Genomic DNA, 14,171 nt, shown 5'->3' with positions numbered 1-14,171 from the left:
TGGCCTGCCGGCCATCTCCCCCACAAGGAGGGAGATTACGCCTTCATAGATGTTCGGCAGCAATCGCAGGTGTCGCAGGATAAACGTGAAGGGCAGTGTCAGCCAATCTCCACCCTTGTGGGGGAGATGCCCGGCAGGGCAGAGGGGGGTTGAAGAAGCGCCAACCCCGTCTGGCCGGATTAATCCGCCATCTCGCTCTGCCATGGCGGGTTGGCGCCGGCACGCGACACTGTAATGGCGGCGGCGCGGACGCCGAGGGCCACGCAGGCATGGACCTGGTCCTCCCCAAGATTGGCGACGGCTTGCTTGGTGAGAAGGCCTTGCCGGTATAGGCCCACCAGCACGCCGGCATTGACCGTATCGCCTGCGCCCACCGTATCCGCCACGGTGACCTTGACGCCGGGAACGCTGATTTTGCCGCGCAGCGTATAGGCATCGGCCCCTGAGGCACCGCGCGTGATGATGATCAGCTTCGGCCCGCGCGTCAGCCAGTCGGCGGCGATTTTATCGTGTTCGGTGCCTTCCCCGAACCAGGCGATATCCTCGTCGGACATTTTCACGATATCGGCCATGGCGATCATGCGGCGCAGTCGCGCCAGATGCTTTTCGCGGTCGGCAATGAAGCCGGGACGGATGTTCGGGTCGAGCATGATGACCCGGCGTCCCGCCTCGCGCGCCATCAATGCCTCATAGGTGTTGCCGCAGGGCTCGGGGATAAGGCTGATCGCACCGAAAAGCAGTGCCGAGACACGGTCGTCGAGCTCTGGCAGATCGGCCTCGGTCAGCATCCGGCCCGCCGTGCTCTCGTCATAGAAGGCGTAGCTCGCCTGGCCATTGACGAGGCGCACGAAGGCAAGCGTCGTCGGGCGGTCGGCGGTGGCGCAGAAGGAAATGTCGACATTCGAGCGTTTGAGCGCCTCGCGCAGGATATCGCCGAGAAAATCCGAGGAGAGACCGGAGAAGAAGCCGGCCGGCGCGCCCAGCCTGCCGATGGCGATGGCCGTGTTGAACAATGCTCCGCCCGCATGCGGCACAAAAGCCGCCTGGCCATCCGCCGTTTCGCGCGGCAGCATGTCGATCAACGCTTCGCCGCAGGAAAGGATCATGCGGGTTCTCCTCTCTGATATCCGTTCGGGTGGATATCTAAACCGATTGAATTGAGAAAAGCGCTAAACTTTTTGCGCCTTTCAAGCAACATGGAAAATGCCGCGCGCAAGCTATACGTGCTGCCCGCCATTGATATGGATTTCCGATCCGGTGACATAGGAGGAGGCTTCCGTGCACAGGAAGTAGATCATCTCGGCCACCTCCGAAGTCTGGCCGAGGCGGCGCAGCGGCAGGCGCTCGATGAGCTTTTCGGTGCCGGGTGACAGGATGGAGGTTTCGATTTCGCCCGGCGCGATGGCATTGACACGGATGCCGTGCGGCCCGAAATCCGACGCCATCTCGCGCGTCAGTGCGGCGAGCGCTGCCTTCGACGTCGAATAAGCGGTCCCGGCGAAAGGATGCACCCGGTTTCCCGCGATGGATGTGACATTCACCACCGAACCCTGCGCCGCCTCCAACTCCTTGAAGAGGCCGCGCGCCAGCATGATCGGTGCGAAGAAATTGACCTGGAACACGTCGCGCCAGACCTGCATCGGCGTCTCGATGGAATTGAGCCGCCGCCCGCCCTCCGCCTTGGGCGATATGCCGGCATTGTTGACCAGCGCGTAAAGCTTGCTGCCCTCCGCTTCCAGCCGCCGGCGGATCTCCGAAATACCGCGGCCGATATTCTCGGCGTCGGAAAGATCGATCTTGATGTGATCTTCCGGCCCGGCGGGCCATGGACAATTCTCGGAGAAATCCTGCCGCGAGCAGGTGATGACGCGCCAGCCGGCGCGCGAGAAGCGTTTGACGGTCGCATGCCCGATGCCGCGGCTCGCTCCGGTCAGTACAAGCGTCTTCTTGGTGGTGTCGGTCATGTAAGGGTGCCTCGTTGGTGTCTTTTAATAGACGATGCCGCTCAAGATTTCGAGGCCATTGATTGCAAATAGGAAATCATCGAACGCAATGAACACGAACGGGCGCACGAAGACGCTGTAAGTGATTGAATTTGCGCATCGTATGCTTCGAAAACAGATTCCGGTTTTCGGTCCGATGCGCTAGGTTGCTGCTCGAATGGAGGAGGAATCATGCCGGACTACGTACTCGCAATCGATCAGGGAACCACCTCGAGCAGGGCCATCGTCTTTGACGGCGACCGCAGGGTCGTCGGCCTCGGCCAGCAGGAATTCCCGCAGATCTATCCGCGGTCGGGCTGGGTGGAGCATGACCCGGAGGACATATGGCGCTCCGTCGTCGCGACCTGCGGCGAAGCGATCCGCAATGCCCATATCGAGGCGGGACAGGTCGGCGCGCTGGGCATCACCAACCAGCGCGAGACGGTCGTCGTCTGGGAGAAGGCGACCGGCAAGCCTGTCCATAACGCCATCGTCTGGCAGGACCGCCGCACCGCCAATTTATGCCGCAGGCTGAAGAAGCAGGGCCTGGAGAAAATGGTCACCGGCAAGACCGGCCTGCTGCTCGATCCGTATTTTTCCGGCACCAAGCTTTCGTGGCTCCTGAGCAATGTGCCGGGCGCGCGGGCAAGGGCGCGCAAGGGCGAGCTTCTCTTCGGTACGATCGACAGCTTCCTGATCTGGCGCCTCACCGGCGGCAGGAACCATGTGACGGATGCGACCAACGCGGCACGTACGCTTCTTTTCAATATCGCCGAAAATCGCTGGGACGAGGAATTGCTCGAGCTCTTCGATATTCCCGAGGCGATGCTGCCGGAGGTCAAGGACTGTGCCGCCGATTTCGGCAGCACCGATGCGGAAATCCTCGGCGCGGCGATCCCGATCCTTGGCGTGGCGGGTGATCAGCACGCCGCCGTCATCGGGCAGGCCTGCTTCGAGCCCGGCATGATCAAATCGACCTACGGCACCGGCTGCTTCGCGCTCATCAACACCGGCTCGGAAATGGTGCGCTCGAAGAACCGGCTGTTGACCACCATCGCCTATCGCCTCGATGGCCGCACGATCTATGCGCTGGAGGGCTCGATCTTCATCGCCGGCGCGGCGGTGCAATGGCTGCGCGACGGGCTGAAGATCATCGGCACGGCGGCAGAATCCGGCAAGCTCGCCGACAGCGCCGATCCAAGTCAGGACATTTATATGGTCCCGGCATTTGTCGGTCTCGGCGCGCCACACTGGGATGCGGATGCACGCGGTGCGATCTACGGCCTGACGCGCAATTCCGGTCCGGCGGAATTTTCCCGTGCCGCGCTCGAATCGGTCGCCTACCAGACCCGCGACCTGCTTGAAGCCATGAAGAAGGATTGGAAGGCGTCGGACCGCAAGACGGTGCTGCGCGCCGATGGCGGCATGGTGGCCTCCGACTGGACCATGCAGCGCCTTGCCGACATTCTCGACGCTCCGGTGGATCGACCGGTCATTCTGGAGACGACGGCGCTGGGTGCCGCCTGGCTCGCCGGATCGAAGGCGGGAATCTGGCCGAAGCAGGCGGAGTTCTCCAAGAGCTGGGCCTTGGAAACCCGCTTCCTGCCGAAGATGGACGACAAGACACGCAAGGCCAAGATCGCCGGCTGGAAAAATGCGGTCCGGCGGACGCTGACGGTATAGGCTGTCCGCATTCAAATAAAACGCTGGCACTTGTAATACACCCCCCTCTGCCCTGCCGGGCATCTCCCCCACAAGGGTGGAGATTGACTGACGCAGCTCTGGCTGTTCATTCTTCAACGTCTGCGATTGGTGCGGACCTTGATGAAAGCCAATCTCCCCCCTTGTGGGGGAGATGCCCGGCAGGGCAGAGGGGGGTGTAAGAAGCGCTACCTCGCCAGTTTTCCTTGGAAAAGCAAAAACCGGCCTCCCGTCCTATTCGGCGTTGCCCATGATCAAATCCAGCAGCGTCGTCGACTTGCGATTGGGCTGCAGGCCGTCGCCGACATTGCCGGGCGGCACAGGGCCGCGTGAGGCGACGGGGGCGCTGTCGATCGTGCCGGTCGGGGCGGCGTCGGGTGCGGGCGGCCAATAGCCGTCATCACCGTTGGCAACAGGCATATCGCCCGCCGGGTTGTTCGGATCATAAGGGGATGGTGCATTCGAATCAGGCAGTTCGTCGCTGCCGCCCGGCAGTACGTTCTCGATATTGTAATTGCCGGGAAGTTCGGCGACCGGGACGCCCTTATGCGCCGCGACCATGAATGCCTTCCACGCCAGCACCGGTAGCGAGCCGCCGCTGACATGCTTCATCGGCGTGCCGTCATCATTGCCGAACCAGACGCCGGTGGTCAGGTTCGCCGTATAGCCGATGAACCAGGCATCGCGAAAATTCTGGCTGGTGCCGGTCTTGCCCGCTGCCGGCCAGCCGAACTTCCCCCTTTTTGCCGTTCCGTCTTCCACGGTCCGGCGCAGCATGGCGTTCATCATGCCGACATTTCTCGGGTCGATGACGCGCTCGCCGCCGCTTTGCGTGTTCTCGTAGAGCACCTTGCCATCGGAATCGGTCACGCGCTTGATGATGTGCACCGGCGCTTTGTAGCCGCCATTGGCGAAGGGGGCGAAGGCATCCGTCAGTTCAAGCAACGTCACCTCGGACGTGCCGAGCGCCAGCGATGCATTGGCCGTCAGCTTCGACTGGATGCCGAGACGGTGGGCCGTATCGACGACCGTCTGCGGGCCGACCTCCATGACGAGCTGGGCGGCGACGGAATTGAGCGAGTGCGAGAGCGCGGTCGCCAGCGTCACCGGGCCGAAATATTTGCCGTTGTAATTGCCCGGCGTCCATTTGCCGATCTTCACGGGGGCGTCATTGCGCACGGAGTCCGGCGTGCGGCCCTGTTCGAGCGCGGAGAGATAGACGAAGGGTTTGAATGTCGAGCCGGGCTGGCGCTTGGCTTCCGTGGCGCGGTCGAATTGGCTGTTGGCATAGTCGTAGCCGCCGACCATGGCGCGCACGGCGCCCGTCCCGTCGATGGAGACCAGCGCGCCCTGCGAAACTTTCTTCTTCTTGCCGTTGGCGGAGATCAGATCGCGGATCGCTTCCTCGCCGATCTTCTGCAGATGCAGATCGACCGTGGTATCGACGGTCACGTCGTTTTTTGTCGTGCCGATCAGCGCCGGCAGTTCCTGCATCACGCGGTCCGCGACATAGTTTTCCGAGCCGGACCAATAGGCGGCGGCGCGTGTCGCCGGCTCGCTCATCGCCACGGCCAACTCGTTGTCCTTGATCATGCCCTGCTCGCGCATGGCATTCAAAACCAGCTTGGCCCGCTCAGATGCGGCTTCCGGGTCGCGGGCCGGCGAAAGACGCGAGGGCGCCTTCAAAAGGCCTGCCAGCGTCGCCGCCTCCATCAGGTTGACGTCGCGCGCCGGCTTGTCGAAATAACGTCGCGAGGCGGCGGCGACGCCATAGGAGCCGGAACCGAGATAGACCCGGTTCAGATACATTTCGAGGATCTGGTCCTTGGAATATTTATGCTCGAGCCACAGTGCCAGCAGCACTTCCTGGACCTTGCGCTCGATGGTTCGCTCAGGCGTCAGGAACAGGTTCTTGGCGAGCTGCTGGGTTATCGTCGAGCCGCCCTGCACGGTGCGCCCGCTCATGATGTTGGCGACGACAGCGCGGGCAAGGCCGATCGGGTCTATGCCGAAATGCGAATAGAAGCGCCGGTCCTCGATGGCGATGACCGCCTGGGGAATATAGGGCGACATGTCGTGAAGGCCGACGGCCTCGCCGCCTGTCGTGCCGCGATTGGCGATGAGATTGCCACCGACATCGACGATCTTGACGTTGGGCGGCCTGTCCGGGATCGTCCATGTTGTCGTCTGCGGCATCTGTGCCGCGAAATAGATGACGATCCCGCCAAGGGCGATGCCGCCCCACAGTCCAAGCACCAGCGACCAATAGACCATGCGGCGGATAAGCCCGAAAAAGCCGCGCCGCTGGCCGCGTCCGGAATTCTTGCGGCTCCGCTTCGATCCGGCTTTTGCGGATTTGCGGTGTGTGGGCGCGGGCGCGGCGCGATCATCCTCATGAGCGCGCAAATCATCATCGGCCCGTGTTCCGCGGGCATCACCACCGAACGATGGTTCGATGCGCTTGCCCTTGTCTCCGCCTGAAGCCATACCGTTTAAAAACCCGCTTGCTGAATTCCTGTCGTGATCGACAATCCGGTTGCAGAGTAAATGCGGCGGTTTAAAGGGGTGTTAAGTCGCAATTTGCGCCATGCCGCGCGAAACCGGGTAGGGGCGTAAAGAAAAAGGCCCCGCGAGTGTCGCGAGGCCTTGATGCGGATTGTCGCGGAAGCGATCAGAATTTGTAGGCGACGCCAAGACGAATGTCGTGCGACTTGAAATCGACATTGTAGTCGTTGCCGCCGAGATCGTAATCCTCGTCGCCGAGATCGGTATAGCGATATTCGAGACGCAGGATCAGATTGTCCGTGGCGGCGTAATCGACACCGGCACCGAGCGTCCAGCCCGTCTGGGTCTTCTTGTCATCGAGGATGCTCAAACCTTCGAAGTTGGCATTGTGCTCGACTTCACCGAAGGCGACACCGCCGGCGATGTAGGGCAGGAAGCGGTCAACCGCATAACCGGCGCGGGCACGAACCGCACCCTCCCAGCGCAGCTTGGATTCGCCGGTGAAAAGATAGGTGCCGCCATTGAAGAAATCGCTTTCCTCCTGGAGATCGGCATAGTTGATGTCGGCATCGATGCCGAGAACGACGCTTGGGCTGACTTCCCAATTGTAGCCGCCATAGATGCCGCCGAGAAAGCCGTCCGGCTTCAGCTCAGCGGAAAAGTCGGCCGTATCGCCTTCGGACTTGCCCCATCCATAGCCGACCTGGGCGCCGATATATGCACCCGACCAGCTGAAGACCGGAGGCATGTACACCGGCGCGGGTTCCTGATCGTAAACGACGTCCGCTGCCTGGGCGCTGGTCGCTGCGAACAGCGCGATTGCGGAAGCTGCGATGAAATGCGAAATCTTCATGGCGTTTCTCCAGTAATTTGATGTCCCACTTATATACGCCAAGGTTGCAACGTGTCTGTAGCACAAAGGACACAGCGCCGGGAAAAGCGAGCCTGTTCCTGATGCGGACTCGTCACGAACCTGTCACGAGGTCGTGAACGGTTCAACCGCAGGCTGAGTATCGCGCGATAGCCCGTTTTGGCTGCGGGCGTCGCCTAAGCCCTTTGCAAATAAGGATTTCTCCATCATCGGCGAATATGCTACCCCTCTGTCGGCAGCACACGAAGAGAACCATGGAAAAGCAGAGGATCGACTGGGTCGATATCGCCAAGGGCATGTGCATCATCTTTGTGGTGATGATGCATTCCACCCTGGGCGTCGAAAAAGCCGCCGGTGCGGAAGGCTGGATGCATTATGTCGTCGCCTTCGCCAAGCCCTTTCGCATGCCCGATTTCTTCATGATTTCAGGATTGTTCCTGGGCCTGGTGATCGACCGCCCGTGGCGCCGCTATATCGACCGCAAGGTCGTCCACTTCCTTTATTTCTATATTCTCTGGCTGACGATCCAGTTTTTGTTCAAGGCGCCGGGCATTGCCGCTGAGGAAGGGGCAGGCGGCGTTGCCTCCGCCTATCTCATGTCATTTGTCGAGCCCTTCGGCACGCTCTGGTTCATCTATATCCTGCCGGTATTCTTTCTGGTGACGCGGCTCGTCAGGAGGGTGCCTGTCTGGCTCGTCTTCGCAGCGCTTGCGCTTTTCGAGACCCTGCCCATCCACACCGGCTGGACCATGATCGATGAATTCTGCGGCCGTTTCGTCTATTTCTTCGCCGGCTACGCCTTCGCGCCTTTCATTTTCAGCGCTGCCAACTGGTTGCGCCAGCGGCCGCTGATCGGGCTTGCCGGGCTCGCCGCCTGGGCGGCCGCCGAATACCTGCTGGTGTTCACGCCGGTACCGCCGATGCTCAGCTCATTGCTGACGCCCGAAGCCTTCATGGCCGGCGGGCGCGGCGGCTGGAGCGAATTGCCGCTCGTTTCGCTCTTCCTCGGCCTTGCCGGCGCGTTCGCGATCGTCGCGACGGCGGCGCTCCTCTCGCTCCTGGCCGAAGCCAATCCGCTGCACCGGGCGCTGAGTTGGCTTGGCGCCCATTCGATCGTCGTCTATCTCGCCTTCTTCCTGCCGATGGCAGTGGCGCGCACCGTGCTTCTCAAGAGCGGCATCATCACCGATGTCGGTACGATCTCATTCCTGACGACCGCTTCGGGCGTCGTCGGCCCGGTCATTCTTTATGCCCTGGTGCAATGGAGCGGCTATGGCCGTTTCCTGTTCAGGCGTCCCGCATGGGCCATCATCGACCGGGCGCCGCAAAAGAAAACGGCGGCTGTTGCCGCCGAGTAATCACTGTTTGTATGTGGGAGGGGGAGTTAGAGCAGTTCCTGTTTTGATGGAATCGTTCGTGTTCTCATCCCCCTCTGCCTTGCCAGGCATCTCCCCCTCAAGGGGGAGATTGGCTGACACAGCTTTCAAGGCCCGTTCTGCAAACGTTTGCGATTGGTGCCAAACATTCATGAAGGCGTAATCTCCCCCCTTGAGGGGGAGATGGCTGGCAAGCCAGAGGGGGGTGCAGTGCCCCGCCAGCGTTTCCATCTAAAAATGAAATGCTTCAACTATGCGCAAATATGTCCGTTTCATCCCAGCCCATCAGATCGAGCCTGGCGCGGGTCGGCAGGAAGCGGAAGCAGGCCTCGGCCTCCTTCGCCCGCCCATCACGCGTGAGCCTTGCCTCCAGCACATTCCTCAGGCGATGCAGATAGAGGACGTCGGACGCCGCATATTCGAGCTGTGCGGGCGAAAGCACCTCCGTGGCCCAATCGGAGGATTGCTGCTGCTTGGAAATCGGCACGTCGAGAAGTTCGCCGCAAAGTTCCTTCAGCCCGTGCCGGTCGGTATAGGTGCGGGTAAGCTTCGAGGCGATCTTGGTGCAGAAGACCGGCTGCGCCATGACGCCGAACGCATGGGCCATGACGGCCAGGTCGAAACGGCCGTAATGAAAGATCTTGGTGATCGAGCGGTCTTTCAAAAGCCGCACCAGATTGGGCGCTTTCTTCTGTCCGGGCGCGATCTGGATCACGTCCGCCGTGCCGTCGCCGGGCGAAATCTGCACCACGCAGAGTCTGTCGCGATGTGGTTTCAGGCCGAGTGTTTCGGTATCGATGGCGACGGCGTCGACCTGATAATGGACAAGGTCGGGCAGGTCGTGCTTGTGAAAGCGGATGCTCATGCGGCGGTTCCCTTAGCGAGCGCGGCAAGGATGCGCGCCCATGAGCGCTGCCCCTTGTGGAAGGATTGGAGTTCGTATTTCTCGTTCGGCGAGTGGATGCGGTCGTCCTCGAGCCCGAAGCCGACCAGCAGCGATTCCATGCCGAGCATCGACTGGAAATCCCCGACGATCGGGATCGAGCCGCCCATGGCGATCAGCACTGCGGGTTTTGGCCATTCATCCGAAAGCGCATCCTTGGCCTTGGTGAGAAGCGGTGAATCGTAGGAAAGCTGGATCGCCGGCGAGCCGCCATGCGCATCGAACTCGACCGAGCAATCGGCAGGGATGCGCGCGTGCACGAATTCGCGGAAGGATGCGCGGATCTTGTCCGGATCCTGGCTGTGGACGAGGCGGAACGAAACCTTCGCCGAAGCTTGCGCCGCGATCACCGTCTTGAAGCCCTGGCCGGTATAGCCGCCGGTGATGCCGTTGACCTCCGCCGTCGGCCGCGCCCAGGTCAGTTCCAGGACGCTTCTGCCCTTTTCGCCTGACGGAACGGAAAGGCCGATCGGCCCCAGAAAACTCTCCGCCGTGCGGCCAAGGCCTTCCCACATTTGCAGAATCTGCGTCGGCGTTTCCTCCACGCCGTCATAAAAGCCCGGCAGGGTGACGCGTCCGTTCTCGTCATGAAGATCGGCAAGGATGCGCGAGAGGATATGGATCGGGTTTGCCGCAGCACCGCCGAAGAAACCCGAATGGAGATCGCGGTCGGCGGCCTTGATGGTGATTTCCTCGCCCACCAGTCCGCGCAGGCCGACCGAGATGGCGGGGGTCTCGCGGTCCCACATGCCGGTATCGCAGACAAGCGCGAAATCCGCTTTCAATTCGTCGGCATGTGCCTTGAGAAAGGGCTTCAGTGATGGCGAACCGGATTCTTCCTCGCCCTCGAAAAGGATAGTGATGCGGCAGGGCAGGCTGCCATGAACCGCCTTATAGGCCCGGCAGGCCTCGACGAAGGTCATCAACTGGCCCTTGTCGTCGGAGGTGCCGCGCCCGGTGATGATCTTGCGGCCTTTTTCCACCTCCTCGATCGCGGGTGCAAAAGGGTCGTGTTCCCAGAGGTTCAGGGGATCGACCGGCTGCACGTCATAATGCCCATAGAACAGCGCATGCGGTGCGTCCGGCGCAGCCCCTTCATGATGGGCGACCACCATCGGATGCCCCGGCGTGTCGCGAACGCTCGCATCGAAGCCTATTGCTTTCAGATCCTCCACCAGCCATTCCGCCGCCTTGCGGCATTCGGCCTTGTAGGCGGGATCGGTTGAAATCGACTGGATTTTCAAAAGTTCGAACAGCCTGTCGAGGCTTTTGTCGAGATGGGCATCGAGATGGGAAAGAACGGGATCGAGCGTGGACATGCGCATTACCTGATTTCGATTCGCGAAGAAGAACCGCAGACTATTCCATTTTGCAGGATTGTGCACAGGGGTTACTTGGGGCGTTCTTGGGGGATATCCGCATCCGACAGGGAGTGCGAGGGGTGGCCATAAAAGATTTGACCGCTACGGTGAGGGGGATACCGCAGCGGCCAGATCATTATACTTTAAGCGGCAGCCCGGAGAGGGGGAAATGAGGCTGCCGCCTGATCCGGAAATCCAGCGGGGGACGGGCCAGAGAACCGGATATCGACATGTCGTCGATGGTTATGATTTGGTTAGATGAACGTGGCGATTCAAGGGCGCGGAACATTACATATTCGTAACAAAAGCGTGATATGGAGTTGCCCGCAATTCGCGCTGCCGGTTGCGCGCGCACTTTGGCGTGGATCGTTCCATCTCCTGACACAGACTTCATTCCATTTCTCGCGGGTTTGTTTTAAGTCTTGCCCCATGAAAAACGGCGATCACCTCTTTCTCGTTGACGGCTCGGGCTATATCTTCCGCGCCTATCACGCTCTTCCCCCGCTCACCCGCAAGAGCGACGGCCTGCCCGTTGGCGCGGTTTCCGGTTTCTGCAACATGCTGTGGAAGCTTCTCAAGGATGCGCGCAATACCGATGTCGGCGTGGTGCCGACCCATTTCGCCGTCATCTTCGATTATTCCTCGAAGACCTTCCGCAACGAGATCTATCCCGAATACAAGGCCAATCGCAGCGCACCGCCGGAAGACCTCATTCCGCAGTTCGGCCTGATCCGGCAGGCGACGAAGGCGTTCGACCTGCCCTGCATCGAGAAGGAAGGCTATGAGGCCGACGATCTGATCGCCACCTATGCCAGGCTTGCCGTGGAGGCGGGAGGCGACGTCACCATCATTTCCTCCGACAAGGATCTGATGCAACTCGTCAACGGCAAGGTGTCGATGTATGACGGCATGAAGGACAAGCAGATATCGGTCGCCGAAGTGATCGAGAAATGGGGCGTGCCGCCGGAAAAGATGATCGATCTGCAATCGCTGACCGGCGACAGCACCGACAATGTCCCGGGCATCCCGGGCATCGGGCCGAAGACGGCCGCGCAGCTTCTCCAGGAATATGGCGATCTCGATACGCTTTTGGCCCGCGCCTCTGAAATCAAGCAGCAGAAGCGCCGCGAGAACATCATCGCCTTTGCCGACCAGACAAAGCTGTCGCGCCAGCTGGTGACGCTGAAGAACGATACGCCGATCGATATCGGCCTCGACGGACTGGTGCTGGAGCCGCAGAACGGGCCGAAGCTGATCGGCTTCCTCAAGGCGATGGACTTCAACTCGCTGACCCGCCGCGTCGCCGAAACGACAGGAACGGACGCGGCCGAAATCGAGCCGGTCCCCGTCGAGACGCAATGGGGTGCCGAGGCGCATGGCCCGGATATGGAGAGTAGCCCCTCATCCGCCCTTCGGGCACCTTCTCCCCGCACGCGGGGAGAAGGAAGAGGCAGTGACGTGGATGCCCCCCTCTCCCCGTCCTTACGGGGAGAGGGTAAGGGTGAGGGGCGAAGCACCCCCGCGAATCTCGCCAAGTCCCGCGCCGATGCGGCGGTAGCCGAAAAGATCGACACGACGGCCTATGTCTGCATTCGTGATCTCGCCACCCTGCAGAAATGGATTGACGAAGCCGTCGAGAACGGGATCGTCGCTTTCGACACCGAGACCAGTTCGCTCTATCCGATGGAGGCCGAACTGATCGGCCTTTCCCTGGCGCTGGCGCCGGGCCGCGCCGCCTATGTGCCGCTGGCGCATAAATCCGGCGCGGGCGATCTCCTGGGCGGCGGAACGGTGGAAAACCAGATCCCGCTCGATCAGGCGCTTAGCCTCCTGAAGCCGATGCTCGAGGACCGTTCGGTCCTGAAGATCGCCCAGAACATGAAATTCGACTGGCTGCTCATGCACCGCTACGGCATCGATATCGCGTCTTTCGACGATACGATGCTGCTCTCCTATGCGCTCGATGCCGGACCCGGCGGGCATGGCATGGACAGCCTGTCGGAACGCTGGCTCGGCCACAAGACGATCCATTACAAGGACGTGGCGGGCAGCGGCAGATCCGCCGTCACCTTCGATATGGTCGATATCGAACGCGCCACCGCCTATGCCGGCGAGGATGCCGACGTGACGCTCAGGCTCTGGCGTGTTCTGAAACCCCGCCTGGCGGCCGAAGGTGCCGCTTCCGTCTATGAGCGGCTGGAGCGGCCGCTGGTGACGGTCCTGGCGCGCATGGAGGCGCGCGGCATTTCCGTCGACCGGCAGATATTGTCGCGGCTTTCCGGTGAACTGGCGCAGTCGGCGGCGGCGATCGAGGATGAGATCTACAAGCTCGCCGGCGAACGCTTCAATATCGGCTCGCCCAAGCAGTTGGGCGACATATTGTTCGGCAACATGGGCTTCCCCGGCGGTTCCAAGACCAAGACGGGCCAATGGTCGACGTCGGCACAGGTTCTGGAGGATCTGGCCGCCGCAGGCCATGAACTGCCGCGCAAGATCGTCGACTGGCGTCAGCTCACCAAGCTCAAATCCACCTATACGGACGCATTGCCCGGCTATATCAATCCTGAGACCAAGCGCGTCCATACCTGCTATGCGATGGCCGCCACCTCGACCGGCAGGCTTTCCTCCTCGGACCCCAATTTGCAGAACATCCCGATCCGCACGGCGGAAGGCCGCAAGATCAGGACGGCCTTCATCGCAGCACCTGGCAACAAGCTCATCTCCGCCGATTACAGCCAGATCGAGCTGCGCGTGCTGGCCCATGTCGCCGATATTCCGCAGCTCAAGCAGGCTTTCGCCGACGGCATGGATATTCACGCCATGACGGCGTCCGAAATGTTCGGCGTTCCGGTCAAGGACATGCCGAGCGAAGTGCGCCGCCGCGCCAAGGCGATCAATTTCGGTATCATCTATGGCATTTCCGCCTTCGGCCTGGCCAACCAGCTGTCGATCCGGCGCGAGGAGGCGGGGCAGTATATCCGCACCTATTTCGAGCGCTTTCCCGGCATTCGCGACTATATGGAGGCGACCAAGGCCTTCGCTCGTGAGCACGGCTATGTCGAGACGATCTTCGGACGGCGCGCACACTATCCGGAAATCCGCTCGTCGAACCCGCAGATGCGCGCCTTCAACGAGCGCGCCGCGATCAATGCGCCGATCCAGGGTTCCGCCGCCGATATCATCCGCCGCGCCATGATCCGCATGGACGATGCGCTCGCCGAAGCCGGGCTGGCGGCACGCATGCTTCTGCAGGTCCATGACGAACTGGTCTTCGAGGCGCCGGATAGCGAGGTGGACGAGACCATCGCCGTCGTCCGCCGCATCATGGAAAACGCCGCCATGCCGGCCGTCTCGCTCTCCGTCCCGCTACAGGTGGATGCGCGCGCGGCGCGCAATTGGGACGAGGCGCATTGAGGATACAGGCTCCATTTC

At 61.4% G+C, this 14,171-nt stretch carries 9 protein-coding genes; 3 read left to right on the top strand and 6 right to left on the bottom strand.

Annotated features, from left to right (window positions below; genetic code table 11):
- Window positions 1-179: 179 nt before the first annotated feature.
- Window positions 180-1,106 carry a carbohydrate kinase family protein gene (locus tag C5748_RS11915; protein ID WP_105742140.1) on the bottom strand — a complete coding sequence of 309 codons (927 nt, stop codon included), beginning with the start codon at window positions 1,104-1,106 and terminating at the stop codon, window positions 180-182.
- Window positions 1,107-1,217: 111 nt separating this feature from the next.
- Window positions 1,218-1,964, bottom strand: a complete 747-nt coding sequence (locus C5748_RS11910; protein ID WP_105742139.1) for an SDR family NAD(P)-dependent oxidoreductase — start codon at window positions 1,962-1,964, stop codon at window positions 1,218-1,220.
- A gap of 210 nt (window positions 1,965-2,174) precedes the next feature.
- Here C5748_RS11910 and glpK point away from each other — a divergent pair, with 210 nt between their 5' ends.
- Window positions 2,175-3,665, top strand: coding sequence for a glycerol kinase GlpK (glpK, locus tag C5748_RS11905; protein WP_105742138.1), 1,491 nt, complete (start codon window positions 2,175-2,177; stop codon window positions 3,663-3,665).
- A gap of 252 nt (window positions 3,666-3,917) precedes the next feature.
- Here glpK and C5748_RS11895 read toward each other — a convergent pair whose 3' ends face one another.
- On the bottom strand, window positions 3,918-6,170 hold the full coding sequence (locus C5748_RS11895) for a transglycosylase domain-containing protein (protein WP_105742137.1): 2,253 nt from the start codon (window positions 6,168-6,170) through the stop codon (window positions 3,918-3,920).
- 184 nt (window positions 6,171-6,354) lie between these two features.
- Window positions 6,355-7,041 carry an outer membrane protein gene (locus tag C5748_RS11890; RefSeq protein WP_105742136.1) on the bottom strand — a complete coding sequence of 229 codons (687 nt, stop codon included), beginning with the start codon at window positions 7,039-7,041 and terminating at the stop codon, window positions 6,355-6,357.
- Window positions 7,042-7,313: 272 nt separating this feature from the next.
- Here C5748_RS11890 and C5748_RS11885 point away from each other — a divergent pair, with 272 nt between their 5' ends.
- Window positions 7,314-8,417: an acyltransferase family protein gene (locus tag C5748_RS11885; protein ID WP_105742135.1), complete on the top strand. Its 1,104-nt coding sequence runs from the start codon at window positions 7,314-7,316 to the stop codon at window positions 8,415-8,417.
- 265 nt (window positions 8,418-8,682) lie between these two features.
- On the opposite strand, the gene C5748_RS11875 is transcribed toward C5748_RS11885, so the two are convergent.
- Window positions 8,683-9,300, bottom strand: coding sequence for a ribonuclease D (locus C5748_RS11875; RefSeq protein WP_105742134.1), 618 nt, complete (start codon window positions 9,298-9,300; stop codon window positions 8,683-8,685).
- Window positions 9,297-10,697, bottom strand: coding sequence for a M20/M25/M40 family metallo-hydrolase (locus C5748_RS11870; protein ID WP_105742226.1), 1,401 nt, complete (start codon window positions 10,695-10,697; stop codon window positions 9,297-9,299). Before C5748_RS11870 ends, C5748_RS11875 begins: the two co-directional genes overlap by 4 nt.
- A gap of 471 nt (window positions 10,698-11,168) precedes the next feature.
- On the opposite strand from C5748_RS11870, the gene polA reads away from it, so the two are divergent.
- Entirely contained in the window at window positions 11,169-14,153 is a 2,985-nt protein-coding gene (gene polA, locus C5748_RS11865) for a DNA polymerase I (protein ID WP_105742133.1), read from the top strand.
- The last annotated feature ends 18 nt before the right edge of the window (window positions 14,154-14,171 follow it).

Origin of the sequence: Phyllobacterium phragmitis, from assembly GCF_002980495.1 — a bacterium.
Classification (GTDB): domain Bacteria; phylum Pseudomonadota; class Alphaproteobacteria; order Rhizobiales; family Rhizobiaceae; genus Paramesorhizobium; species Paramesorhizobium phragmitis.
This window is presented reverse-complemented; position numbering and strand designations above follow the sequence as displayed.